General features: G+C 53.7%; 25 protein-coding genes, 5 tRNA genes and 1 other RNA gene. 20 read left to right on the plus strand and 11 right to left on the minus strand.

What is annotated here, in order from left to right; genetic code table 11:
- The first annotated feature begins 3 nt into the window (after positions 1-3).
- From tolR to pnuC, 13 genes are all read left to right on the plus strand, one after another.
- Positions 4-441, plus strand: a complete 438-nt coding sequence (gene tolR / locus IP582_RS07220) for a colicin uptake protein TolR (protein WP_041852068.1) — start codon at positions 4-6, stop codon at positions 439-441.
- A 38-nt stretch (positions 442-479) separates the two neighbouring features.
- A complete protein-coding gene (gene tolA, locus IP582_RS07225) occupies positions 480-1,772 on the plus strand; it encodes a cell envelope integrity protein TolA (protein ID WP_193795517.1) in 1,293 nt (430 codons plus the stop codon).
- A 131-nt stretch (positions 1,773-1,903) separates the two neighbouring features.
- Positions 1,904-3,202, plus strand: a complete 1,299-nt coding sequence (gene tolB / locus IP582_RS07230) for a Tol-Pal system beta propeller repeat protein TolB (protein ID WP_193795518.1) — start codon at positions 1,904-1,906, stop codon at positions 3,200-3,202.
- A gap of 27 nt (positions 3,203-3,229) precedes the next feature.
- Positions 3,230-3,742, plus strand: coding sequence for a peptidoglycan-associated lipoprotein Pal (gene pal / locus IP582_RS07235; RefSeq protein ID WP_041852065.1), 513 nt, complete (start codon positions 3,230-3,232; stop codon positions 3,740-3,742).
- 9 nt (positions 3,743-3,751) lie between these two features.
- The gene (gene cpoB / locus IP582_RS07240; protein ID WP_041852064.1) at positions 3,752-4,540 is read left to right on the plus strand and encodes a cell division protein CpoB; all 789 of its coding nucleotides are present in this window, start codon (positions 3,752-3,754) and stop codon (positions 4,538-4,540) included.
- Positions 4,541-4,704: 164 nt separating this feature from the next.
- Positions 4,705-4,780, plus strand: a tRNA-Lys gene (locus IP582_RS07245).
- A gap of 126 nt (positions 4,781-4,906) precedes the next feature.
- Positions 4,907-4,982: transfer RNA gene (locus IP582_RS07250), tRNA-Val, on the plus strand.
- Between the two features lie 3 nt (positions 4,983-4,985).
- Positions 4,986-5,061: transfer RNA gene (locus IP582_RS07255), tRNA-Lys, on the plus strand.
- Between the two features lie 143 nt (positions 5,062-5,204).
- A tRNA-Lys gene (locus tag IP582_RS07260) sits at positions 5,205-5,280 on the plus strand.
- 132 nt (positions 5,281-5,412) lie between these two features.
- A tRNA-Lys gene (locus tag IP582_RS07265) sits at positions 5,413-5,488 on the plus strand.
- Positions 5,489-5,517: 29 nt separating this feature from the next.
- Positions 5,518-5,645: non-coding RNA, RtT sRNA (locus IP582_RS07270), on the plus strand.
- Between the two features lie 224 nt (positions 5,646-5,869).
- Positions 5,870-6,913, plus strand: a complete 1,044-nt coding sequence (gene nadA, locus IP582_RS07275; RefSeq protein ID WP_193796202.1) for a quinolinate synthase NadA — start codon at positions 5,870-5,872, stop codon at positions 6,911-6,913.
- A gap of 37 nt (positions 6,914-6,950) precedes the next feature.
- Entirely contained in the window at positions 6,951-7,670 is a 720-nt protein-coding gene (gene pnuC / locus IP582_RS07280; RefSeq protein ID WP_193795519.1) for a nicotinamide riboside transporter PnuC, read from the plus strand.
- Here pnuC and zitB read toward each other — a convergent pair.
- Together zitB and IP582_RS07290 are read right to left on the minus strand one after the other, a co-directional pair.
- A complete protein-coding gene (gene zitB, locus IP582_RS07285; RefSeq protein ID WP_193795520.1) occupies positions 7,667-8,605 on the minus strand; it encodes a CDF family zinc transporter ZitB in 939 nt (312 codons plus the stop codon). The two genes, pnuC and zitB, sit on opposite strands and share 4 nt — an antisense overlap.
- Before the next feature lie 119 nt (positions 8,606-8,724).
- A complete protein-coding gene (locus IP582_RS07290) occupies positions 8,725-9,105 on the minus strand; it encodes a protein YbgS (RefSeq protein WP_193796203.1) in 381 nt (126 codons plus the stop codon).
- Positions 9,106-9,426: 321 nt separating this feature from the next.
- Between IP582_RS07290 and aroG the strand changes: the two genes are divergently transcribed.
- On the plus strand, positions 9,427-10,479 hold the full coding sequence (aroG, locus tag IP582_RS07295; RefSeq protein ID WP_041852059.1) for a 3-deoxy-7-phosphoheptulonate synthase AroG: 1,053 nt from the start codon (positions 9,427-9,429) through the stop codon (positions 10,477-10,479).
- A gap of 184 nt (positions 10,480-10,663) precedes the next feature.
- On the opposite strand, the gene gpmA is transcribed toward aroG, so the two are convergent.
- From gpmA to modE, 7 genes are all read right to left on the minus strand, one after another.
- The gene (gpmA, locus tag IP582_RS07300) at positions 10,664-11,416 is read right to left on the minus strand and encodes a 2,3-diphosphoglycerate-dependent phosphoglycerate mutase (RefSeq protein WP_041852058.1); all 753 of its coding nucleotides are present in this window, start codon (positions 11,414-11,416) and stop codon (positions 10,664-10,666) included.
- Positions 11,417-11,624: 208 nt separating this feature from the next.
- Positions 11,625-12,665 carry a galactose-1-epimerase gene (gene galM, locus IP582_RS07305; protein WP_193795521.1) on the minus strand — a complete coding sequence of 347 codons (1,041 nt, stop codon included), beginning with the start codon at positions 12,663-12,665 and terminating at the stop codon, positions 11,625-11,627.
- The gene (gene galK, locus IP582_RS07310; RefSeq protein WP_193795522.1) at positions 12,659-13,807 is read right to left on the minus strand and encodes a galactokinase; all 1,149 of its coding nucleotides are present in this window, start codon (positions 13,805-13,807) and stop codon (positions 12,659-12,661) included. The genes galM and galK overlap by 7 nt, the downstream gene beginning before the upstream one ends.
- 2 nt (positions 13,808-13,809) lie before the next feature.
- Positions 13,810-14,859 (minus strand): galactose-1-phosphate uridylyltransferase, encoded by a 1,050-nt coding sequence (galT, locus tag IP582_RS07315; protein WP_193795523.1) that lies wholly within the window; start codon positions 14,857-14,859, stop codon positions 13,810-13,812.
- A 10-nt stretch (positions 14,860-14,869) separates the two neighbouring features.
- Positions 14,870-15,886 carry a UDP-glucose 4-epimerase GalE gene (gene galE / locus IP582_RS07320; RefSeq protein WP_071195580.1) on the minus strand — a complete coding sequence of 339 codons (1,017 nt, stop codon included), beginning with the start codon at positions 15,884-15,886 and terminating at the stop codon, positions 14,870-14,872.
- A 219-nt stretch (positions 15,887-16,105) separates the two neighbouring features.
- Complete coding sequence (modF, locus tag IP582_RS07325) at positions 16,106-17,569, minus strand: molybdate ABC transporter ATP-binding protein ModF (RefSeq protein WP_193795524.1); 1,464 nt, start codon at positions 17,567-17,569, stop codon at positions 16,106-16,108.
- Positions 17,570-17,635: 66 nt separating this feature from the next.
- Positions 17,636-18,424 (minus strand): molybdenum-dependent transcriptional regulator, encoded by a 789-nt coding sequence (gene modE / locus IP582_RS07330; RefSeq protein WP_193795525.1) that lies wholly within the window; start codon positions 18,422-18,424, stop codon positions 17,636-17,638.
- A gap of 141 nt (positions 18,425-18,565) precedes the next feature.
- Here modE and IP582_RS07335 point away from each other — a divergent pair, with 141 nt between their 5' ends.
- From IP582_RS07335 to modC, 5 genes are all read left to right on the plus strand, one after another.
- Positions 18,566-19,162 (plus strand): hypothetical protein, encoded by a 597-nt coding sequence (locus tag IP582_RS07335; protein WP_193795526.1) that lies wholly within the window; start codon positions 18,566-18,568, stop codon positions 19,160-19,162.
- Between the two features lie 85 nt (positions 19,163-19,247).
- On the plus strand, positions 19,248-19,397 hold the full coding sequence (locus IP582_RS07340) for an AcrZ family multidrug efflux pump-associated protein (protein WP_039077255.1): 150 nt from the start codon (positions 19,248-19,250) through the stop codon (positions 19,395-19,397).
- Between the two features lie 167 nt (positions 19,398-19,564).
- Positions 19,565-20,341 carry a molybdate ABC transporter substrate-binding protein gene (modA, locus tag IP582_RS07345; RefSeq protein WP_110295703.1) on the plus strand — a complete coding sequence of 259 codons (777 nt, stop codon included), beginning with the start codon at positions 19,565-19,567 and terminating at the stop codon, positions 20,339-20,341.
- Positions 20,338-21,027, plus strand: coding sequence for a molybdate ABC transporter permease subunit (gene modB / locus IP582_RS07350; RefSeq protein WP_039077253.1), 690 nt, complete (start codon positions 20,338-20,340; stop codon positions 21,025-21,027). The genes modA and modB overlap by 4 nt, the downstream gene beginning before the upstream one ends.
- Positions 21,028-21,029: 2 nt before the next feature.
- Positions 21,030-22,088, plus strand: a complete 1,059-nt coding sequence (modC, locus tag IP582_RS07355; RefSeq protein ID WP_193795527.1) for a molybdenum ABC transporter ATP-binding protein ModC — start codon at positions 21,030-21,032, stop codon at positions 22,086-22,088.
- On the opposite strand, the gene IP582_RS07360 is transcribed toward modC, so the two are convergent.
- Positions 22,089-22,907: a pyridoxal phosphatase gene (locus IP582_RS07360; RefSeq protein ID WP_039077251.1), complete on the minus strand. Its 819-nt coding sequence runs from the start codon at positions 22,905-22,907 to the stop codon at positions 22,089-22,091. It abuts the gene before it with no gap.
- A 149-nt stretch (positions 22,908-23,056) separates the two neighbouring features.
- Here IP582_RS07360 and pgl point away from each other — a divergent pair, with 149 nt between their 5' ends.
- Positions 23,057-24,052 carry a 6-phosphogluconolactonase gene (gene pgl / locus IP582_RS07365; RefSeq protein WP_039077250.1) on the plus strand — a complete coding sequence of 332 codons (996 nt, stop codon included), beginning with the start codon at positions 23,057-23,059 and terminating at the stop codon, positions 24,050-24,052.
- A gap of 53 nt (positions 24,053-24,105) precedes the next feature.
- Here pgl and IP582_RS07370 read toward each other — a convergent pair whose 3' ends face one another.
- Positions 24,106-25,389 (minus strand): putative acyl-CoA thioester hydrolase, encoded by a 1,284-nt coding sequence (locus IP582_RS07370; RefSeq protein WP_039077249.1) that lies wholly within the window; start codon positions 25,387-25,389, stop codon positions 24,106-24,108.
- Between the last annotated feature and the right edge of the window lie 15 nt (positions 25,390-25,404).

Here is a 25,404-nt window from a genome sequence, read left to right on the forward strand (position 1 = left end):
ACCATGGCCAGAACGCGTGGACGGGGCAGCCGTAACAGTCGTGGCCTCAAATCCGAAATCAATATTGTTCCGCTGCTGGACGTGCTGCTGGTGCTGTTGCTGATCTTTATGGCAACCGCACCGATCATCACCCAGAGCGTGGAGGTTGACCTGCCGGATGCGACAGAGTCGAAAACCGTCAGCACCAATGACGATCCTCCGGTCATTATTGAGGTTTCCGGTGTCGGACAATACAGCGTGGTGGTGGAAAAAGATCGCATGGATCAGCTACCGCCAGAGCAAGTGATTGCAGAAGCGCAGCGTCGCCTGCAATCAAATCCGAAAACCGTTTTCTTGATCGGTGGCGCAAAAGAAGTGCCTTACGATGAAATCATTAAAGCGCTAAACCTGTTACACAGCGCGGGTGTTAAATCGGTTGGCTTGATGACGCAGCCTATCTGATCACCGGCTTAACAGGCGGCAGTTTTTGGGAACCGAGAGTGTCAAAGGCAACCGAACAAAACGACAAACTTAAACGAGCGATAATCATTTCGGCGGTGTTGCATGTGATTCTGGTTGCACTGCTGATCTGGAGTTCGTTTGATGAAAATATTGATGCTTCTGCGGGTGGCGGCGGCGGTTCTTCTATTGATGCGGTAATGGTCGATCCCGGTGCCGTTGTCCAGAATTACAACCGTCAGCAGCAGCAACAGGCCAGCGCAAAGCGTGCGCAAGAGCAACGTGACAAGCAGGCCCAGCAGCAGGCAGAAGAACTGCGTGAAAAACAGGCTGCCGAGCAGGAGCGCTTAAAACAGCTTGAGCAGGAACGTTTGCAGGCGCAAGAAGCTGCTCGTGAGCAGGCCGCTGAACAGAAAAAAGCAGAAGACGCCGCGAAGAAAGCGCAGGAAGCGCAGAAACAGGCGGAAGAAGCTGCGGCAAAAGCCGCTGCTGATGCAAAAGCGAAAGCGGATGCACAGGCAAAAGAAGCCGCGGAAGCCGCGAAGAAAGCGGCGGCAGATGCACAGAAAAAAGCAGAAGCTGATGCAGCTAAAGCGGCGGCTGATGCGAAGAAAAAAGCCGAAGCTGAAGCGGCCAAAGCTGCAGCCGATGCTCAGAAGAAAGCCGAAGCCGAAGCCGCGAAGAAAGCTCAGCAGGATGCTGAGAAGAAAGCGGCTGCGGACGCTGCGAAAAAAGCCGCAGCAGAGAAGGCCGCCGCTGAAAAAGCCGCGGCTGCCGAGAAGGCAGCGGCAGAGAAAGCCGCCGCTGAAAAAGCCGCTGCTGCTGAGAAGGCCGCTGCAGATAAGAAAGCCGCTGCTGAGAAGGCGGCTGCCGACAAGAAAGCCGCTGCCGAGAAAGCTGCTGCAGCCAAGAAAGCGGCTGCAGAGAAAGCGGCTGCCGCGTCAGGCGTTGACGATCTGCTGGGCGACCTGAGTTCCGGTAAGAATGCGCCGAAAACTGGTGGTGGTGCAAAAGGGGCTAATGCCGCCGCCGCCGGTAGTGGTAACACGAAAAATAATGGTGCGTCCGGGGCTGATATCAGCAACTATGCGGGTATGATCAAATCGGCCATTGAGAGCAAGTTTTATATGGATCCGTCCTTTACTGGCAAGGTTTGTACGTTACGTATAAAACTTGGCCCGGATGGTACACTGAAAGACATTCAGTCTGAAGGTGGGGATCCTGCACTTTGTCAGGCTGCACTGGTAGCGGCACGCCAGGCAAAAATTCCTAAGCCACCAAGCCAGGCGGTTTACGAAGTGTTTAAAAATGCGCCACTGGACTTTAAACCTTAGTAACGTTTTTCTCATGTAAAAGAGAAAATACGAGCTAAGTTGTACCAGTGTGTGAAGTAGTTTTGTCTATTTGAGTTTGTTAACATTCTGCTAAATTATCGCGGGTTTTCCGCCCGGATAAGGGAGATGAGATGAAGCAGGCATTACGTGTAGCGTTTGGTTTTCTGATGCTGTGGGCAGCGGTGCTGCACGCAGAAGTACGTATCGAGATCACCCAGGGGGTGGACTCGGCACGCCCAATCGGTGTTGTGCCCTTCCAGTGGGCAGGCCCTGGCGGCGCGCCAGAGGATATCGGCAATATTGTGGCGTCGGATCTGCGTAACAGCGGTAAATTCAATCCTCTGGATCGTTCTCGTCTGCCTCAGCAGCCTGCGACGGCCCAGGAAGTTCAGCCCGCAGCATGGTCTGCGCTGGGTATTGATGCTGTCGTTGTGGGCCAGGTCAGCCCGAACCCAGATGGCACCTATAAAGTGGCTTACCAGTTGGTCGATACCGGTGGTGCGCCGGGTACCGTACTGGCACAGAACTCCTTCAACGTCAGTAAACAGTGGCTGCGCTATGGCGCGCATACTGCCAGTGACGATGTATTCCAGAAACTGACCGGCATTAAAGGTGCATTCCGCACCCGCATCGCGTATGTCGTGCAAAGCAATGGCGGCCAGTTCCCGTACGAACTGCGCGTCTCTGACTACGATGGTTTCAACACTGCCGTCGTTCACCGCTCTTCGCAGCCGCTGATGTCTCCGGCGTGGTCGCCAGATGCCTCTAAACTGGCGTATGTGACCTTCGAAAGTGGTCGTTCTGCGCTGGTGATTCAGGATCTGTCCAGCACTGCGATTCGTCAGGTTGCGTCTTTCCCGCGTCACAACGGTGCGCCGGCATTCTCTCCGGATGGTTCTAAGATTGCCTTTGCGCTGTCAAAAACCGGTAGCCTGAACATTTATGTGATGGATCTGGGGTCTGGTCAAATCCGTCAGGTCACCGATGGTCGCAGCAACAATACTGAACCTACCTGGTTCCCGGATAGCCAGAATCTGGCGTTTACTTCCGACCAGGCAGGTCGTCCTCAGGTTTATAAAATTAACGTTAACGGCGGCGCTGCGCAGCGTATCACCTGGCAGGGTTCACAAAACCAGGATGCTGACGTAAGTTCTGACGGTAAGTTTATGGTAATGGTGAGCTCCGATGGTGGTCAGCAACACATTGCCAAGCAGGATCTGGTAGCGGGTGGCGTGCAGGTTTTATCGTCAACGTTCCTGGATGAATCGCCGAGTCTGGCACCTAACGGCACGATGGTAATCTACAGCTCTTCTCAGGGGATGGGATCCGTGCTGAATCTGGTTTCTACAGATGGGCGTTTCAAAGCGCGTATTCCGGCGTCTGATGGACAGGTAAAATCCCCTGCCTGGTCGCCGTATCTGTCTAAATAATAATTGGTAATTAAAGGAATTAACGAAATGCAACTGAACAAAGTGCTGAAAGGCCTGATGCTGGTTCTGCCGATCATGGCAATCGCGGCCTGTTCTTCTAAAAAAGCAACCAACGACCAGAATGGCGAAGGTATGCTGGGTGCGGGCACTGGTATGAACGGCAACGGTAACATGTCTTCTGAAGAGCAAGCTCGTCTGCAGATGCAGCAGCTGCAGCAGAACAACATCGTCTACTTCGATCTGGACAAGTATGACATCCGTTCTGATTTCGCTGCGATGCTGGACGCGCACGCTAACTTCCTGCGTAGCAACCCGTCTTACAAAGTCACCGTAGAAGGTCACGCCGACGAACGTGGTACTCCGGAATACAACATCTCCCTGGGCGAACGTCGTGCTAACGCCGTTAAAATGTACCTGCAGGGTAAAGGTGTTACCGCTGACCAGATCTCCATCGTTTCTTACGGTAAAGAAAAACCTGCAGTACTGGGTCATGACGAAGCGGCTTACGCTAAAAACCGTCGTGCCGTACTGGTTTACTAAGAGAATTGCATGAGCAGTAACCTCAGACATCATCTATTGAGTCTGTCGTTACTGGTTGGCATAGCGGCCCCCTGGGCCGCTAATGCTCAAGCGCCAATCAGTAGTGTCGGCTCAGGCTCGGTCGAAGACCGTGTCACTCAACTCGAGCGTATTTCTAATGCTCACAGCCAGCTTTTAACTCAACTCCAGCAACAACTCGCTGATAACCAGGCGGATATTGACACCCTGCGTGGCCAAATTCAGGAAAGTCAGTACCAGCTTAATCAGGTTGTTGAACGTCAGCAGCAAATTCAGCAGCAGATCGGTAGCCTGAGTAATGGCGGTGCGGCAGGCCAAACGCAGCAGGCTTCGGGCGATCAGGGTGGGGCAGCGGCACAGGCAGCGCCTGACGAAGCGGCAACCTCTGGCGCACCGGTACAAAGCGGTGATGCCAATACCGATTACAATGCAGCGATTGCCCTGGTACAGGATAAATCTCGCCAGGATGACGCAATTGCCGCATTCCAGAACTTTGTTAAAAAATACCCGGATTCAACCTATGTTCCAAATGCCAACTATTGGCTTGGGCAGTTGAATTACAACAAGGGTAAAAAGGATGATGCGGCGTTCTATTTTGCCTCCGTGGTGAAAAATTACCCAAAATCACCGAAAGCGCCAGATGCGATGTTTAAAGTCGGCGTGATCATGCAAGACAAAGGTGACACGGCGAAGGCGAAAGCCGTTTACCAGCAGGTGGTCGCGAAGTATCCGGGTACCGAAGGTGCAAAACAGGCACAGAAACGTCTCGGTTCTATGTGATGAATAGCACATGACCAGAAATCGCTTTTTTTCTGGTCTTGTCGCATGAATCATAAGCAGTCAGGTGATCTTCCTCGAAATTCTTGTTGCGCTGCGTTCTTAAATCAGTAATATATGCCGCCGTTGCCACGGGATATCAAACAAACCAAAAGCAACGCAAAAGTGGGTCGTTAGCTCAGTTGGTAGAGCAGTTGACTTTTAATCAATTGGTCGCAGGTTCGAATCCTGCACGACCCACCAATCTTTCTGGTGGAAAGCGGTAGTTAAACGCGAAGGATAACGTTGCGTCAGCAACGGCCCGTAGGGCAAGGCAAAGCCGAGTCATCCTGCACGACCCACCACTAAGTCAGTATCCAGCGTAGTATCGGGTGATTAGCTCAGCTGGGAGAGCACCTCCCTTACAAGGAGGGGGTCGGCGGTTCGATCCCGTCATCACCCACCACTCGGGTCGTTAGCTCAGTTGGTAGAGCAGTTGACTTTTAATCAATTGGTCGCAGGTTCGAATCCTGCACGACCCACCAATTTAACGCTTTACTCCAGTGTTAAACGTGAAGGATATCGTTGTGTTAGCAACGGCCTGAATGGCGATGCGAAGCCGAGTCATCCTGCACGATCCACAGCTTTATGTGGTTTCGAGTAAAAATCTTTCAGATGACACCCGTATGGGTCGTTAGCTCAGTTGGTAGAGCAGTTGACTTTTAATCAATTGGTCGCAGGTTCGAATCCTGCACGACCCACCAATTCCAAGGTGGTCACTGGTAGAGAACGTGAAGGATAACGTTGCGTCAGCAACGGCCCGTAGGGCGAGGCGAAGCCGAGTCATCCTGTACGGCCCACCACTCTGAATGATTAAAGCAGTAAAATCCCGCAAGGGGTCGTTAGCTCAGTTGGTAGAGCAGTTGACTTTTAATCAATTGGTCGCAGGTTCGAATCCTGCACGACCCACCAATGTAAAAAAGCGCCCTAAAGGCGCTTTTTTGCTATCTACAATATAAAAGATTCGAACCTGCAGCAGGTTCGAGTCGAACGAAGTGAGACAACGGAGCCGCTTGCGGCGACGACCCGGAGGGCGAGGCGAAGCCGAGTCATCCTGCACGACCCACCAATGTAAAAATGGCGCTGGCGGCGCTTTTTTGCTATCTGCTTTACTATCTGCAATTCGCCCATTCATCGCTTTCCCTTGCATTCGATCACCCATCCGTTCATTTCTTGTGACTTTTTCCCCTTAATCCGCTATCTTGTTTAGTATATAAAACACATTCGCCTTACCTTTGCCGCGCTGGCGTAAAAGAAAGGCATTTTGTTAAGCCAGTAAAACGAGTAAGCATGATGAGCGTAATGTTCGATCCGCAAGCCGCAATCTATCCTTTTCCCCCTAAGCCTCTCCCGCTGAACCGTGATGAAAAAGAATTTTATCGGGAAAAAATCAAACGCCTGTTAAAAGAGCGTGATGCCGTGATGGTTGCGCACTACTACACGGACCCGGAAATTCAGCAACTGGCGGAAGAGACGGGCGGCTGTATTTCTGACTCACTTGAGATGGCGCGCTTTGGAGCCAAACATCCGGCCTCAACGCTGCTGGTAGCTGGCGTGCGCTTTATGGGTGAAACCGCCAAAATCCTCAGTCCCGAAAAAACCATCCTTATGCCGACACTTAACGCCGAGTGTTCGCTGGATTTGGGCTGTCCGATTGAGGAGTTTAGCGCTTTTTGCGATGCGCATCCGGACCGTACCGTTGTGGTGTACGCCAACACCTCGGCGGCAGTGAAAGCCCGTGCTGACTGGGTCGTGACATCCAGTATTGCCGTTGAGTTGATTGAACATCTGGATAGCCTCGGCGAGAAGGTCATCTGGGCGCCTGACCGCCATCTCGGCAGCTACGTACAGAAACAAACGGGTGCGGATGTACTGTGCTGGCAAGGGGCCTGCATCGTACATGACGAATTTAAAACACAGGCGCTGATTCGCATGAAGGCGCTTTATCCGGATGCCGCCATCCTGGTGCACCCGGAATCTCCGGACTCTGTGGTCAAACTGGCCGACGCGGTCGGTTCCACCAGCCAGTTGATCAATGCCGCAAAAACACTTCCACATAAGCAACTGATTGTCGCCACTGACCGCGGTATCTTTTATAAAATGCAGCAGGCGGTGCCAGAGAAAGAGTTACTTGAGGCGCCGACCGCCGGGGAGGGAGCAACCTGCCGTAGCTGTGCTCACTGCCCGTGGATGGCAATGAATGGTCTGAAAGCCATTGCCGAAGGGCTGGAGAACGGTGGAGCGGAGCACGAGATTCATGTCGACGCCGCGCTGCGTGAAGGCGCGTTGTTGCCACTGAACCGTATGTTGGATTTTGCGGCTACACTACGTTCTTAATGAGGAAAAATGCGTAGGAATACGCTCTGGGGAAAAGATGGATTTTTTTAGCACACAGAATATTTTGGTACATATCCCGATCGGCGCCGGAGGCTACGATCTTTCATGGATTGAAGCAGTAGGGACGGTGGCGGGTCTGTTATGCATCTGGCTCGCCAGCCTGGAAAAAATCAGTAATTACGTATTTGGCTTAATCAACGTAACGCTGTTTGCCATTATCTTCTTCCAGATCCAGCTCTATGCCAGCCTGTTGCTACAGCTGTTTTTCTTTGCCGCCAATATCTACGGCTGGTACGCCTGGTCGCGGCAAACAACCGCTAATGAGGCAGTTCTGCAAATCCGCTGGTTGCCTTTACCCAAGGCTTTAGCCTGGCTGGTCGTCTGCGCGCTTGCTATCGGTCTTATGACCTTCTTTATCGATCCGGTCTTTGCGGTGCTCACTCGCGTGGCGGTCTTGATGATGCAGATGGTGGGGCTGAATGTGGCGATGCCTGAACTGCAGCCAGACGCGTTTCCGTTCTGGGATTCCTGCATGATGGTACTTTCCATCGTCGCCATGGTTTTGATGACGCGGAAATATGTCGAGAACTGGCTGCTGTGGGTCATTATCAATGTAATCAGCGTGGTGATTTTTGCCCTGCAAGGCGTCTGGGCCATGTCGCTGGAATATATGATTCTGACCTTTATCGCACTCAACGGTAGCCGGATGTGGATTAATAGCGCCCGTGAGCGCGGCTCTCACGCGTTCTCGAGCTAATGATGGTGTGAATGGCTGTGGTCTGGCTGCGTCTCGCTGAGATGGCAGTCAGGCCCGCTACAGGGCTGGTACTCCATCTGAATGGTGACATGCTCAATCTGATAGTGATGCATCAGAAAATGTTCAATTTGCCGCAGTAGTCCGTCGTGATCGTGTGGTGGAATAACCTGGACATGTAACGTCATCAGCGCTTTCTCTCCCACCAGCCAGACATGTACATGATGTACATCGCGCACTTCGCTAATGGCCCGCCGCAGATGCCGTTTCAGGGCGTTGATATCCAGTGAAGTGGGCGCTCCCTCCAGCAATTCATTGACGCTTTCACGCAATAGAGCCCACGCGCTGCGTAATACCAGCACCGAGACCAGTATGGAAAGTATCGGGTCGGCGGGTGTCCAGCCGGTAAACATAATTATCAGCGCAGCGGCAATGGCGCCCACTGAGCCCAGCAGATCGCCAAGAACATGCAGGGCTGCCGCCCGGACATTCAAATTCCTCTCTTCATTACCACGATGCAGCAGCCAGAATGCCAGGATATTCGCCAGCAATCCCATGACGGCAATCACCATCATTGTCATGCCTGCCACGGGTTGAGGATGGTAGAAGCGCTGAATGGCTTCCCAGACGATAAAAAAAGTAATAAATACAAGCGCAATTGCATTAACAAAGGCAGCCAGCGTGGTCAGACGAAGCCAGCCAAAAGTGCGTCGGGGTCCTGAGGGGCGGTGGGCAAAATGCACTGCCAGCAGGGCAAAAAAGAGTGCAGCAGCATCCGTCAGCATATGCCCGGCATCAGCCAGTAACGCCAGTGAGCCTGAAACCAGTCCCCCCACCACCTCGACCAACATGAACAATGCTGTGACGCTAAAGGCCAGAAGTAATCGCCGCGCATTAGCGTCAGCAGGGAGATGAGAGTGAGAGTGTGAATGCGCCATAATGAGCCGTCCCGTGTAATTGGCGTTAGCAGCGTCTTACATCATTGCAGATCTTTTGCTAATCAGCAGAAAAAATTGAGGAGAGCCGAAGCTCTCCCCATTTTGGCCGCAGACTATTTTTACTGCGTTGTGCCGTCGGTTTTGGTATCTGTGTCATTGTTAATACCGTTACCGGTCTGAACTTTCTTATTCATATCCGGACACTTACCGTCTTTACACTGAGAGTTTTTATGGATCTCATCTTTTGTCATGTGCTTAGTACCGACATGAGAGTTGGTGTGTTTCTCAGTGTTCAGTTTCATGCCTGAAGAATCAGAGCCATTTGTCGAGGTATTTGGCGCAAGGTTCTCTTTCGCATCCGGCGCTGTCTGTCCCGCACTGGCGGCGGCGTTTGCCTGACCATTATTGTTTTGAGAGGTAGAATCCGCAGCGAATGCCGCACCGCTTGCCAGGGTCAGAGTTGTCGTCAAGAAAAGTGTCGCTAATTTATTCATTTTCATCATGATGCTCCTGTTCTGGTCATTGTTTACCGATACGAATCATCGGCCTGACATGCGCGAACGAACTATCACGCTCAGTAGTGAAACATGTTATATATCGCCGACTAAGGCAGAATATAATCTTGAAAAATAAATCAAACTAAGTATTAACACTTAAAAAGTGTAGCGTCGTTATCGCTATTCGCTACTTTCTGACGGTTTTTAGGGGAATTCCAGGAATTTTCTGCCCGTACTGTAAATTCGCGTTTACACTACCTGACTGACAAGTTAGATTGGAGAGATTGCATTCATTAAAATAAGTATGGCAACGCTGGAACGATCATGAATTATCAGAACGACGATTTACGCATTAAAGAGATCAACGAGTTATTACCTCCTGTCGCGCTTCTTGAGAAGTTTCCTGCTACCGAAACTGCGGCCAAAACGGTCTCTCATGCTCGCAAAGCGATTCACAAAATTTTGAAAGGCAATGACGATCGCCTGCTGGTGGTGATTGGCCCGTGCTCTATTCACGATCCGGCTGCGGCCAAGGAGTACGCAGCGCGTCTGCTGACGCTGCGTGAAGAGCTCCAGGGTGAGCTGGAGATTGTGATGCGCGTTTACTTTGAAAAACCGCGCACCACCGTCGGCTGGAAAGGGCTCATCAACGATCCGCACATGGATAACAGCTTCCAAATCAACGATGGTCTGCGCATAGCGCGTAAGTTATTGCTGGATATCAATGACAGCGGATTACCGGCTGCCGGTGAATTCCTTGACATGATCACCCCGCAGTACGTTGCCGACCTGATGAGCTGGGGCGCTATTGGCGCACGTACCACTGAATCCCAGGTTCACCGTGAGCTGGCCTCTGGTCTTTCTTGCCCGGTGGGATTCAAAAACGGCACTGACGGCACCATCAAAGTCGCCATTGACGCGATCAATGCGGCGGGAGCGCCACACTGCTTCCTCTCCGTGACCAAATGGGGTCACTCTGCAATTGTTAACACCAGCGGGAATGGCGACTGCCATATCATTCTGCGCGGTGGTAAAGAGCCGAACTACAGTGCAAAACATGTAGCAGAAGTGAAAGTGGGGCTGGAAAAAGCCGGTCTGCCTGCACAGGTGATGATTGATTTCAGCCATGCGAACTCCAGCAAGCAGTTCAAAAAGCAGATGGAAGTGGGGGCAGATGTCTGTCAGCAGATTGCTGGCGGTGAGAAAGCAATTATCGGCGTGATGATTGAAAGCCACCTGGTGGAAGGCAATCAGAGTCTCGAAAGCGGCGAGCCGCTGGTCTATGGCAAGAGCGTGACCGATGCCTGCATTGGCTGGGAAGATACCGACACGGTCCTGCGTCAACTAGCGGCAGCAGTAAAAGCGCGTCGCCAGTAACTACACTTCATCTTTTGGCCTGTCTCTTTATTGGCTGCACTCAGAAACCCCGGTCACAGAGTTATCTATGCTCTCGGGGATTTCTTTCTTTGCCGCCCCGACATAGCCTCCAATGATTTTGTGTATTGGCGCCACAAAGAAAAAAGCGTGGATTGCTCCACGCTTTTTTTACGCTTTGCGAAAATTATTTCGCTTTACCCTGGTTGGCTACGGCAGCCGCTTTTGCAGCGATCTCGTCGGCGTTCCCCAGGTAATAGTGTTTGATAGGCTTGAAGTTTTCGTCGAACTCGTAAACCAGCGGCACGCCAGTCGGGATGTTCAGTTCGAGGATTTCGTCTTCACCCATGTTATCCAGGTATTTCACCAGTGCGCGCAGGGAGTTGCCGTGTGCGGCGATGATGACGCGCTCACCGCTTTTCAGGCGCGGCAGAATGGTTTCGTTCCAGTAAGGCACAACGCGTTCGATAGTCAGCGCCAGGCTCTCGGTGGTCGGCAGCTCTTTCTCGGTCAGTTTTGCATAACGCGGATCGTGGCCTGGGAAACGCTCGTCATCTTTCGTCAGCTCCGGTGGCGTAACAGCAAAGCCGCGGCGCCACTGTTTCACCTGCTCGTCACCGTATTTCTCAGCGGTTTCTGCTTTGTTCAGACCCTGCAGCGCACCATAGTGACGCTCATTCAGTTTCCAGGATTTCTCTACCGGCAGCCAGGCCTGATCCAGTTCGTCCAGCACATTCCACAGGGTGTGGATGGCACGTTTCAGCACAGAGGTATACGCAAAGTCGAAGCTGAAGCCTTCATCCTTTAGCAGTTTACCTGCTGCTTTGGCTTCGCTAACGCCTTTCTCGGACAGATCAACGTCGTACCAACCGGTGAAGCGGTTTTCATTGTTCCACTGGCTTTCGCCGTGACGAACCAGAACCAGTTTAGTAACAGCCATACACTTACTCCTTCATAAGCCTGATTGAATGATAACAATTCTCATTATATTGCCCTGTAATGACCAGCAGCAACGATTACCCTTAACCATAGCGAAAATAGTGGCCCAGTGTAAGGTGCTTGTGAATTAGTGGTTACCATTTTGTCGATGATTGGCCGATATTTCAGCGAAATGGGCAAAAAAAACCCTCCGCGTGGAGGGTTGGTTATCAGGCGGGAATAAAGTGATATTCCGTCAGGCTGACATATTCATCGCCGGGTTGCAGAATGCAGCTATCGTGAGGATAGTCCGGGCGGTTCGGGCTGTCGGGTAAAAACTCGCTTTCCAGCGCCAGACCCTGCCACGCACTGTAGGCCGTATTGCCGCGTGCGGGTGTCCCTTCAAGGAAATTCCCGGAGTAAAACTGGAGCGCCGGGGCTGAGGTATAAACAGACATTTGCAGCTTATTGTCCGCCGACCAGACGTGTGCGGCAGGCTGGCTGGCATCGCCTTTGGCCTGCAGCAAAAACGCATGATCGTAACCTTTTACCACGCGCTGATCGTCATCGCTTAAAAAATCCTGTGCCAGCGTTTTCGGCTGACGGAAATCAAAGCTGGTCTGCGCCACGTTTTTCAGGTCGCCCACCGGGATGCCCATGCTGTCGACCGGCAGATAAGCATCCGCCAGCAATTGCAGCCTGTGGTTGCGCACGTCGCTCTGATCGCCGTTGAGGTTGAAGTAGGCGTGGTTGGTCAGATTCACCGGGCAAGGCTTATCCGTGGTCGCGCGATACTCGATAGCGAGGCGGTTATCTTCACCAAGGCGATAAAGCACGCTGGCGTTCACTTTACCAGGAAAACCCTGATCGCCATCAGGCGAGGTTAATGAGAGCAGCGCTTCACTGTCGTTTTGTCGCTCAATCCGCCAGCGGCGCTTATCAAACCCTTCCGGGCCGCCGTGCAGCTGGTTTTCACCCTGGCTTGGCACGAGCGTGTAAGTTTCCCCGTCGAGGACAAACTGGCTTTTGGCGATACGGTTCGCGTAACGCCCCACCGAGGCGCCCAGAAAGGCGTTCTGGTGGATATAGTGTTCAGGGGTGGCACAACCGAGCAGCGCTTCACGCACTGAACCATCGGAAAGCGGGACCCGTGCTGACAGCAACGTTGCGCCCCAGTCCATGACGGTGACCACCATCCCTGCGCTGTTGCGCAGGGTAATCAGACGGAAGGGCAGTCCATCTGGCGCTGCCCCGGAAGATTCATTTAGCACTGTCCCGCTCCCTGTGAAGGTTTGCATACGTAAAAGGTTTCTTTAATGCCGGTTTTAGCTTCGTACTGTGCCGCAACGGCCTCTTTCACCGCAGGCACCAGCGCTTCCGGCACCAGCGCGACCACGCAGCCGCCAAATCCGCCGCCGGTCATGCGCACGCCGCCTTTATCGCCGATGGTGTTTTTCACGATCTCCACCAGAGTGTCGATGTGCGGTACGGTGATTTCGAAATCATCACGCATGGAGGCATGGGATTCCGCCATCAGGACGCCCATACGCTGCAGGTCGCCTTTTTCCAGCGCGCTGGCGGCTTCCACGGTACGCGCATTCTCGGTCAGCACATGGCGGACGCGGCGGGCAACCACCGGGTCCAGTTCATGCGCGACGGCGTTGAACTGATCGATATTCACGTCACGCAGCGCTTTTTGCTGGAAGAAACGCGCGCCCGTTTCGCACTGCTCGCGACGGGTGTTGTACTCGCTGCCCACCAGGGTGCGTTTAAAATTACTGTTAATGATGACGATGGAGACGCCCTCCGGCATGGAGACCGCCCTGCTGCCCAGCGAGCGGCAGTCGATCAGCAGCGCGCTGCCTTTTTTACCCAGCGCCGAGATAAGCTGGTCCATAATGCCGCAGTTACAGCCGACAAACTGGTTTTCCGCTTCCTGGCCGTTCAGGGCGATTTGCGTGCCGTCCAGCGGCAGGTGGTACAACTGCTGGAACACGGTGCCGACCGCCACTTCCAGCGAGGCGGACGAGCTCAGGCCCGCGCCCTGCGGCACGTTACCGCTGATCACCAGATCCGCGCCGCCAAAGCTGTTGTCACGCTTTTGCAGATGTTTCACCACGCCACGCACATAGTCTGACCACTGCTGTGAAGGGTGGGTCACAATGGGGGCGTCGAGTGAGAATTCATCCTGCTGGTCGTCGTAATCGGCGGCGATAACGCGCACGGTACGATCCTGACGCGGTGAACAACTGATCACGGTCTGGTAATCGATGGCACAGGGCAGCACAAACCCGTCGTTATAATCGGTATGTTCGCCGATCAGGTTTACGCGTCCCGGCGCCTGGATGGTATGGGTGGCAGGGTAGCCAAATTTTTCAGCAAACAGGGACTGTGTTTTTTCTTTCAGACTCATGGTTAAACTCCGGATTCGCGGAAATGAATATCGCTGACCGCGCGCAGACGTTCGGCCGCCTGTTCTGCCGTCAGGTCACGCTGCGTCTCAGCCAGCATTTCATAACCGACCATAAACTTACGTACCGTGGCGGAGCGTAATAACGGCGGGTAAAAATGCGCATGCAACTGCCAGTGGCTCTGATCCTGCTGGGTGAAGGGGGCCCCGTGCCAGCCCATCGAGTAGGGGAAGGAGCACTGAAACAGGTTATCGTAGCGGCTGGTCAGTTGCTTAAGGGCCAGCGCCAGGTCGCCACGCTGCGCGTCGGTTAAGTCGGTGATCCGCAGGATATGCGCTTTGGGTAACAGCAGCGTTTCAAACGGCCAGGCCGCCCAGTAGGGCACCACGGCCAGCCAGTGTTCGGTCTCAACGACGGTGCGGCTGCCGTCCTGGCGCTCGCGTTCAGCGTAATCCACCAGCATGGGGGAGCCGTACTGGCGGAAATAGGCGTTCTGCAGACGGTCTTCGCGTTCGGCTTCATTGGGCAGAAAGCTGTTGGCCCACACCTGGCCATGCGGGTGCGGGTTCGAGCAGCCCATGGCCGCGCCTTTGTTCTCAAAAACCTGAACCCACGGGTAAGTGCGGCCCAGATCGGCGGTCTGTTCCTGCCAGGTTTTCACCACCGCTTCCAGCGCGCTCAGGCTCAGTTCCGGCAGCGTTTTGCTGTGATCCGGCGAGAAGCAGATAACGCGGCTGGTGCCGCGCGCGCTCTGGCTGCGCATCAGCGGATCGCTGCTTTGCGGCGCATCCGGCGTGTCGGTCATCAGTGCCGCAAAGTCATTGGTGAAGACATAGGTGCCGGGGTAATCGGGGTTTTTATCGCCGGTGACGCGCGTGTTCCCCGGACACAGAAAGCAGTCGGGATCGTGGGCCGGCAGGGTCTGTTTCGCCGGGGTTTCCTGAGCCCCCTGCCAGGGGCGTTTGGCGCGGTGCGGCGACACCAGAACCCACTGATCGGCCAGCGGGTTGTAACGGCGATGCGGATGATCGACCGGATTAAATTGCTGCGTCATGACCCTTCCCTTAATCACTGTAACCCTGCGGGTGGCGGGACTGCCAGCGCCAGGTATCTTGTGCCATTTCATCGAGCGTACGGGTCACACGCCAGCCCAGTTCATTATCCGCTTTGCTTGCATCTGCCCAGTAGGCAGGCAGATCGCCATCGCGGCGGGGAGCAAAGTGGTACGCCACCGGCTTACCGCACGCTTTACTGAATGCGTTAACCACGTCCAGCACACTGCTGCCAACGCCTGCGCCGAGGTTATAAATATGGACCCCTTGCTTGCCCGCCAGTTTTTCCATCGCCACAACGTGCCCGTCGGCTAAATCCATCACATGGATGTAATCGCGCACGCCGGTGCCATCAGGCGTCGGGTAGTCATTACCAAATACCGCCAGAGAGTCGCGACGACCCACGGCCACCTGGGCAATGTAAGGCATCAGGTTGTTCGGGATACCCTGCGGGTCTTCACCCATATCACCTGACGGATGGGCGCCCACCGGGTTGAAATAACGCAGCAGCGCAATGCTCCAGTCCGGCTGGGCTTTTTGCAGGTCGGTCAGGATCTGCTCGACCATCAGCTTGCTTTTGCCGTAGGGGCTTTGCGGGGTGCCCGTCGGGAAACTTTCGACATAAGGGATTTGCGGCTGATCGCCATAGACCGTTGCGGAGGAGCTAAAAATGAGGTTTTTGACATTGGCCGCACGCATGGCATTCACCAGGCGAAGCGTGCCATTGACGTTGTTGTCGTAGTACTCCAGCGGTTTGGCTACTGACTCGCCAACGGCTTTTAATCCCGCGAAGTGGATAACCGCTTCGATTGCATGATCATGCAGGATTTCAGCCAGCAGTGCTTCATCACGAATGTCACCCTGGATAAACAGGGCGGATTTGCCCCCCAGGCGTTCAAGCACCGGCACGACACTGCGTTTGCTGTTACACAGGTTGTCGAGGATGATGACGTCGTGGCCATTTTGCAGCAGTTGCACACAGGTATGACTTCCAATGTAACCGCTACCACCCGTAACCAGAACTTTCATATATCACTCCATCAAGCGTATGTTATGAATTAACGTTAGCATAACAGAGATGGCAAAACTGTGATATGTGATTAATTAGTGGAATCGTTTACACTGCGATGTGTTATGTATTATCTGCCTGTCCAATCTATTATAAATCAGATAAATAATGATGCAATGATGCATAAATTCTGAAAATGTTCTGAAACAGAGGCGGGGGTATGCCCCGCCTGTGAAAACTCACTCAAACTGGTAGCGCCAGTTGTCGCCGTCCGGGACAAACTGTAAACGATGCGTGATACAAGAAGGGGCATCACTGGCATGGTGGGAGACAAACAATAATTGCGTTTCGCCTTCGCCAATCAGCACATCAACAAAGCGGCGAATCAACTGACGATTCAGCGGATCCAGCCCTTGCAGTGGCTCATCGAGGATCAGTAAGGTCGGATGTTTGACCAGCGCACGGACAATCAGCGCCAGACGCTGTTGACCCCATGACAGGCTATGGAACGGCGCATCGGCGGTTTTCGCATTAAACCCGGCGATGTCCAGCCACTGTTGCGCCAGTTTACGCTGTTTATCCGAAACAGCCTGATAAATACCAATAGAGTCAAAATAGCCGGAAAGAATGACATTGCGCACGGTCGTGCTGACGCGATAGTCCAGATGCAGGCTGCTGCTGACGTAACCGATGTGCTTCTTAATATCCCAGATGGTTTCGCCGCTGCCGCGACGGCGACCAAAAAGGGTTAAATCGTTGCTGTAGCCTTGCGCATGATCGCCCGTTACCAGGCTGAGCAGCGTCGACTTTCCCGCGCCATTCGGCCCGCTAATTTGCCAGTGTTCCCCCGGTCGAACGGTCCAGTTGAGATGATTGATAATCGGACGATCGTTATAGGAGACGACACCCTCTTTCAGCACAATCAGCGGCTCTCCGGCGGTCAGTTGATCGCGCGCTGGCGTCGCATCTGGCTCCGGCAGCGCCATTCCCGCCAGATTCTCGCTATGCGCCAGTTGTGCGATGAGCGCCTGCTGTAACAATGCCGATTTTTCGCCGATTTCCGTTAGCGCGCAGTCAGCCAGTACGCCCGCATTGTGCACAAAATCCGGGATCTCATCGAAGCGGTTCAGGACCAGCACCAGGGTGTAACCTTCTGCATTAAGCTCGGCGAGGAGGAGAGCGAGATTTTGCCGTGAATGAACGTCCAGCCCGTCAAAAGGCTCGTCCAGAATCAGTAAATCAGGTTGCGACATCAGCGCCTGGCAGAGAAGTGTTTTGCGCGTCTCTCCTGTGGAAAGGTATTTAAAGCGGCGTGAGAGCAGGGAAGTGATACCAAAACGTTCGGCCAACTGCTGGCAGCGCGCGGCGTCTTTGACCTCATCCTGGATGATTTCTGCGGTGGTGCGTCCGGTGTCATCTTCACCGGGGCTTAGCATATCGGTGTTATTACGTTGCCACTCCTCACTGACCAGTTTTTGCAACTGTTCGAATGACAGACGGGCAATGCGTGAGAAGCTACTCTGGCGATCCCCTTTAAGGAGCGTCAATTCGCCAGCCAGTGCTTTAGCCAGCGCCGATTTCCCGCTACCGTTTGCACCGACAAACGCCCAGCTTTCACCCGACTGCAGCGTTAAGTGATCAATCGACAGCGTCCGGGTGTCGCCAGGACGAAACGTGCCTTGCGAAATTTGCAATGATGACATTATTTATCCCATTTTTTGCAGCGATACAGACAGGGATACGTGCTGGCAGGCAACTTGTCAATCTACTTAGCACAACGTGGCGAGAATGACCTTGTCAGCATTAAAATATGCTGTGACCTCAGCCGCTTCCTTTAGATCTTGCGCCTGCTGTGCGGGCACGGTCGCACATAACTGCTGGCCGTCGGGTAGCGCCATCAGAACTTCGTACTGCAGTTCGCCACGCTCAATATGGCTGATTCGCCCACGGAGCTGATTATCAGCCTGCTGCGCAGTGGCACGGTCGGTTGTAATGCCTACCCACGGTGCTTTCAGCAGCACCAGCACCTCTTTGCCTTGCGTCAAATCCAGGCGCAGCGCGCTTTGCGCAGTAATGGCGACTTTGAGTGATGTCGTACCATCCGCCAGAAGCACATCGACATGTTGCTGTACCTGCTGGTGGTCGAGGGCGGTAATGGTACCAAACCACTGATTACGGGCGCTGGTTTGCAGCGAAAAACGGGAAATGGCCGCCAGCAGGCTCTTCAGCGGCAGGGCATCGTCGTCGCTTAACACATCAAACGCTTTTTGCTGAATCTGACCCAGTAAATCATAGAGTTGAATAAGACGCTGACCGTAGCGGGTGATAACCGCGCCGCCGCCGCCTTTTCCCCCGGTCGCGCGTTCCACCAGCGTCTGTTCGCTGAGCTGATTCATTTCATTAATGGCATCCCAGGCACTTTTATAGCTGATGTTTGCATTCTTCGCCCCCTGGCTTATGGAACCCGTCTGTTCTATTTGTTTGAGTAAATTAATCCGGCGCGGGTCAGCGAACAGCCGTTCCTGGAGCTTAAGGGTAAGAAGAATTTCAGCCTGCATAGCGTAGTGTCCTGATGTAAAAAGAATAGTGTGAAGGAAAATCGACCTGGAGCCTAGTCTTCACCTGCACGCATTGTTTTTCTAAAGATAATGTCACAATTGTCGATAGGGGAAAGAGACACTCCACTGAAGGAACAGAATATGGCAGTTAAAAAACGCCCGGCCCTGCAAGGCGAATTGGACGGAGCCTGTGGTTTTTACGCCATCGCGAACGGCATACATTTACTGGAGCCTGAACTGGCGCTCCCGGAAATCTTCCCGATTATTTTGCAGCAATACGTTTTTGATGGCGATCCGATGGGATTTGTTAACGGCATTGCTCGCGGTTCGCTTAAAAATACCCTGAGTCGGACAATGGCGCTGTTGAACGCTGAGTATGAATTTTACGACCCAAAAAACCGCGAACAATGGCAGTTCACCTTCAGCATGCCCTACTGGCATAACGATAAACCCCGCGATCGCCGGGATATCCTCGATACGTTAAGTCTGGCGAACCATAAAGAAGGACGCGTGATTATTCAGGCTTACGATTATAATGATGGTGAGCAGGAATATAGCCACTGGACAGTCATTTCGAAAGTGACGGACGAGGGGCTGGCCACCTGGGATTCAAGCAAAGAAGTTAAATGCATTCCATTTGATAAAATACGAGTCGATAGCATTCAACATTCGAATATTGCCCGGCCATGGAATATCCGCAGCGCGGATACGTTTGTACTGAGTCGTCAACCCTTGTAAAAGGTGGCCGACGATGGCACAAAAGGCGAGTGTTTTTCTGCCAGATGCGGTTAGAATGCCCCCTTAACACTAAATGGAGTTGACCATGTTTGAGTTATTGAAAAGCTTAGTTTTTGCCGTAATCATGGTCCCTGTGGTGATGGCTATCATCCTGGGGTTGATTTATGGCCTGGGTGAGGTATTCAACCTTTTTTCAAATGTTGGTCATCGCGACCGCCCCGCGCAACGCCGCTGAATTTAAAAAACGCCCGCAATCGCGGGCGTTTTGCTATTCAAGTTCGGCATAAGCTTGCCGATATCTCATAAATCTCAGTAATTCTTGATGAGTATGACCTCACCCGGTGAATCTCTGGTAGTATCGTTATGTTTCCAGTTATATAACGAAACTCACAGGAGTTACAGATGACACGTACATGGTTACGCCTTTTTGCCGGGGCGACTTTATCGCTTTCCGTTGCCGGACATGCGCTGGCTGATGAAGGGAAAATTACCGTTTTTGCGGCAGCGTCGCTGACCAATGCAATGCAGGACATTGCCGCTGCGTATAAGAAAGAGAAAAACGTCGAGGTGGTCTCGTCGTTTGCTTCGTCTTCCACGCTGGCACGTCAAATCGAAGCGGGCGCGCCTGCGGACCTGTTCATTTCTGCTGACCAGAAATGGATGGATTACGCGGTTGATAAAAAGAGTATCGATACCGGCACGCGCGTAACCTTGCTGGGTAATAGCCTGGTTGTTGTGGCGCCGAAGAGCAGTGCGCAGGGCGACATTACCGTTGACGCGGCCACTGACTGGGCAAGCTTGTTGAAAGGCGGCCGCCTGGCGGTTGGCGATCCGGAGCATGTCCCGGCAGGCATCTATGCGAAAGAAGCGCTGCAAAAGCTGGGGGCGTGGGATAAATTGTCTCCGAGCCTGGCGCCAGCAGAAGATGTACGTGGCGCTCTGGCACTGGTTGAACGTAGCGAAGCCCCGCTGGGTATCGTCTATGGTTCTGACGCCGTGGCCAGTAAGGGCGTGAAAGTGGTCGGGACTTTCCCGGAAAACTCTCACCAGAAGGTGGAATATCCGATGGCGATTACCGAAGGTCATAAAAACGCAACGGTTAGCGCGTTCTATGACTACCTGAAAACCCCGGAAGCTTCCGCCGTGTTTAAACGTTACGGATTTACGACACACGAATGATATTAACGGATCCCGAATGGCAGGCAGTGATACTTAGCCTGAAAGTTTCATCCCTCGCAGTTGTTATTAGCTTGCCCTTTGGGATTTTCTTTGCCTGGTTACTGGTGCGCTGTACCTTTCCAGGCAAAGCCCTACTTGACAGCCTCCTGCATCTTCCCCTGGTTCTGCCTCCGGTTGTCGTGGGGTATTTACTACTTATTGCCATGGGAAGACGTGGATTTATCGGCCAGTGGCTCTTTGACTGGTTCGGGATAACCTTCGCTTTTAGCTGGCGAGGCGCGGTGCTTGCGGCGGCGGTGATGTCCTTTCCGCTGATGGTGCGTGCCATTCGTCTGGCACTGGAAGGCGTTGACACCAAACTCGAACAGGCAGCCCGTACCTTAGGTGCCGGGCGCTGGCGCGTGTTTATGACGATTACGCTGCCCTTAACATTGCCGGGAATTATTGTCGGCACCGTGCTGGCCTTTGCCCGTTCGCTGGGTGAGTTTGGGGCGACCATCACCTTTGTCTCAAACATCCCTGGCGAAACGCGCACCATTCCTTCGGCAATGTACACCCTTATTCAGACGCCCGGCGGCGAAATGGCGGCGGCCCGTTTGTGTGTGATCTCCATTATTCTGGCGCTTGTCTCGCTGCTCATTTCGGAATGGCTGGCGCGCGTTAGCCGTGAACGGACCGGGAGATAACGATGCTGGAGCTGAATTTTAGTCAGACGCTGGGAACGCACCGTCTGCAGGTTGCCGAAAACCTGCCAGCCAGCGGTATCACGGCGGTATTTGGCGTATCGGGAGCGGGGAAAACCTCTCTTATCAATGCGATTAGCGGCTTAACGCGCCCGGAGCAGGGGCGTATCGTGCTCAATGATCGCGTGCTGTATGACGCTGAGAAAAAAATCTGCCTGCCGCCGGAAAAGCGCCGGGTCGGTTATGTCTTCCAGGATGCGCGCCTGTTCCCGCATTACAACGTGTTGGGCAATTTGCGCTACGGCATGGCGAAATCCATGGTCGGGCAGTTTGACAAACTGGTGGCGCTTCTGGGGATCGAACAGCTTTTAGAGCGCCTGCCAGGCGGGCTGTCGGGTGGGGAAAAACAACGCGTGGCGATTGGTCGCGCCCTGTTAACCGCGCCGGAACTGTTGTTGCTGGATGAGCCGCTGGCATCGCTGGATATTCCGCGTAAACGTGAGCTGTTGCCGTATCTGCAACGCCTGGCGCGGGAAATCAATATTCCTGTGCTGTATGTCAGCCACTCGCTGGATGAGATCCTGCACCTTGCCGATAAAGTGATGGTGCTGGAAGCGGGGGCGGTGAAAGCCTTTGGTAACCTCGAAGATGTCTGGGGGAGCAGCGTGATGAATCCTTGGCTACCCCAGGAGCAGCAAAGCAGTATTCTGAAAGTCAGCGTGCTGGAGCAGCATCCGCATTACGCCATGACGGCGCTGGCGCTGGGCGACCAGCATATTTGGGTGAACAGACTGGATAAGCCGCTTCAGGCTGCTGTGCGTATTCGAATTCAGGCAACGGATGTGTCGCTGGTGCTGCAACCTTCCGGCAATACCAGTATTCGTAATACTCTGCGGGCGAAAGTGGTGCAAAACTACGATCTGGACGGGCAGGTAGAAGTTCAGTTGGATGTAAGCGGAAGGACGCTGTGGGCGCGAATTAGCCCGTGGGCCAGGGATGAGCTCAATATCAAACCTGGCCTGTGGCTCTATGCACAAATTAAGAGTGTATCGATCACCGCCTGATCAGAGCAGATGGCTATAGATAAAGCTGGCAATGCTGTCGGTGGTATTATCGCCAATCACAACGTTGGCGCGGGCTTTGACCGCGTCATCGGCATTTCCCATCGCGACCCCAAGGCCCGCCGCCTCCAGCATGCTGATGTCGTTGTAGTTGTCACCAAACGCCACCACCTCTTTCATCGACAAGCCCTGTGAGGTGACCCACTCGGTCAGGCGTTTGCCTTTGCTATTGCCCTTGCGCGCGATATCAACCTGATCATGCCATGACCACTCGCACTCCAGTCCCAATGTTTGCTCAACCGTGTGGGCAAACTGCTTAAGTTTATTGGTGTCTTCGTCGGTCAGGGCGAATTTCCAGATAGCGTCAACGTCACTGGCGGCAGCGCGCAGCGAGTCCACCTGGGTGAAGACCGGGCGCTGTTCCGGCGGCAGAGTTTGTGCCCAGTTATTGGTGCGAATGACATGACCGGTTGGCTTTTCATAGAGCATGGCATTATCGACATACATCAGACCGTGGACATCGTGGGATTCGAGCATTTCAATCAGTTTAACGGCTTGCGAAACTGGCAGAGGATCGGCTGTTAACACTTTTTTTGCCTGATAATCATACAAATAAGTGCCATTACAGCAAATTGCAGGTGTATCAAGCGCCAGTGCCTGATAAAAAGGATGGATGGCAACGTGATGCCGCCCGGTAACAATAATTAACTGATAGCCGGCTGCTTTTGCCCGGGCAAGCGCCTCGATAGAAGAGGGGAGCAGCGTTTTTTTAGGCGTCAGTAAGGTACCGTCTAAATCCAGTGCTAATACACGCGAGGTCATGTCGTTTTCCGTGGTCAATGTTGAATTTGGCTTTTTCGGGATGGTACACCGAGTCGCGCCATGGGCAAAATTTGCGCGTGAAATTCAGCATTAACCACGAAAAAAGGCTATCCTGGTAAATTAACGCAGTATCAAGGAAAGGAGTATTCATGAAACAAACCGTTTATACCGCCAGCCCGGAAAGTCAGCAGATTCATGTCTGGCGTTTGAATCCCGAAGGCACCCTGACGCTTGTGCAGGTGGTGGATGTTCCCGGCCAGGTTCAGCCGATGGTCATAAGCCCTGATAAACGTTACCTCTACGTGGGCGTACGCCCGGAATTCCGCGTTATTGCTTACCGTATTGCGCCAGACGATGGTGCGCTGACCTATACCGCAGAAGCGTCGCTGCCAGGTAGCCCGACGCACATCTCAACCGATCACAGTGGTCGTTTCCTGTTCAGCGGTTCCTATAACGCGGGTTGTGTCAGCGTAACCCGTCTCGACGATGGCGTCCCGACCGAGACCCTGGACGTGGTAGAAGGGCTGGAAGGTTGTCATTCTGCCAATATTTCGCCTGACAATCGCACCCTGTGGGTTCCGGCGCTGAAACAAGATCGTATTTGTCTGTTTACGCTGTCCGAAGATGGCAATCTGCAACCGCAGGACCCGGCGGAAGTGACCACCGTTGAAGGGGCTGGCCCGCGCCATATTGCCTTCCATCCGAACAAACGCTTTGCCTACTGTGTGAATGAGCTGAACAGCTCTGTCGATGTATGGCAACTCAATGATGCGCACGGCAAAATTGAATGCGTGCAGACGCTGGATATGATGCCGGCTGACTTCTCCGATACCCGCTGGGCGGCGGATATTCATATTACGCCGGATGGCCGTCACCTGTATGCCTGTGACCGTACCGCCAGCCTGATCACTGTGTTCAGCGTGTCAGAAGATGGCAGCGTACTGGCTATCGAGGGCTTCCAGCCGACAGAAACGCAGCCGCGTGGCTTTAATGTCGATCACAGCGGTAAATTCCTGATTGCGGCAGGGCAGAAATCCCACCATATCGCGTTGTATGAAATTACCGGCGAGCAGGGGCTGCTGACCGAGAAATCCCGTTATGCGGTGGGCCAGGGGCCGATGTGGGTCGTGGTTAACGCGTACTGATTTTCAGGCATAAAAAAACCTCGCCGCGGCGAGGTTTTTTCGTTTCAGAATGCTTACTTTTTCGGTTCAGCAACAACCTGGCTGCCTACGCCACGGTTGTTGAATTCCCACATGCGGTTGAAGCGCGCATCGTTCAACTGACGCTGGATATTACCTTTATCATCCACCGCGCCCGTATTACCGGCAAACGCGCGACCTGAAGCCGCAGCGGCTGCCCACGGTTTCGCCACGTTGAAGCCTTCGTTGATCACGCTATCGCGAATCACAACCTGACCGTTGGTATTGGCATCCACGTCCAGTGAGCGGCCCAGTTGCGCTACGCCATTACCGGTCGCGGTAAAGCGGCTGTTGGTCGCCAGGAAACCGAAATTAACGCTGGACAGGGTTGCCGGTGCGAACACGTAGCCTTCTTGTTGGGTACGGGAGTTCACAACGCGGAAATCGGTGTTATCAAACACAACCGCGCCGCGGCCTGCAACGATATCCACATCCCCTTCTACATAGCTGTTGGTGACCAGCGTACGGGTCTGGCGATCGTTACGCAGGGTGTTATCGACACCGCTATTGGTCACGAAGAAGGTGTTCTGGCGACCCAGGATATTGACGTTATTCAACTGAACTTTGTCGCCGTCGCTGCGGAACGCAACCGCCTGATGGTTACCGGCGTCAACGCTGTCGCCAAGGCTATTCTGGATGGTGAGGTTCTGCAGTTGCAGACCATTGTTCTGTGACCAGAAAACAGCGGAGCACATCACGCCAACGGTGGCGTTACGGTTGCTCTGGCATTTATCAAACATATACCAGGCGGGTTTACCCGGCATGTATTTGCCTGATGGATTGACCAGTTTACGCCAGGTCGTGCTGTCCATTTCAGAGTCAATAGCCAGCCCGATTTTCACGTCCAGCGGTTTTTCGCCGGTACCGTAAATGGTCACGCTGCCAGACGCCGCAGGAACATACACCGTGCCTTCGTAATCACCCGGCATCACGGCAATATACTGACGATCGCTGGAGTGTTTGTTGATGGCTGCGTCAACCGCTGCCTGAATGGTGTTGTGCGTTACGCCAGGCGTGCCCGCGGGACCAACCACGAAGTTTGCCTGTGCAGGCAGACGGATAGCGTAAGGCTTCCACGCGGCTGCGTTCGGCGTCAGGGAGGCGAAGTAGTTATCCGCAACGAAGTTTTTCGCTTCGCCCGCCGTCAGAACAGGGCGCGATGCCGTGCCCGGCGCAGTTTGTTGAGAAGGCTGTTGATCCGGCGGCGTTGAGCTACAGGCGGTCAGTGTCACGCCAAAAGCCAGTGCCAGCGTCAGACGAGAAACCGAGAATGTGTTCAAGGGGTACTCCAGGCT

The sequence above is a fragment of the Citrobacter sp. BDA59-3 genome, assembly GCF_015167655.1.
GTDB classification, from domain to species: Bacteria; Pseudomonadota; Gammaproteobacteria; order Enterobacterales; family Enterobacteriaceae; genus Phytobacter; species Phytobacter diazotrophicus.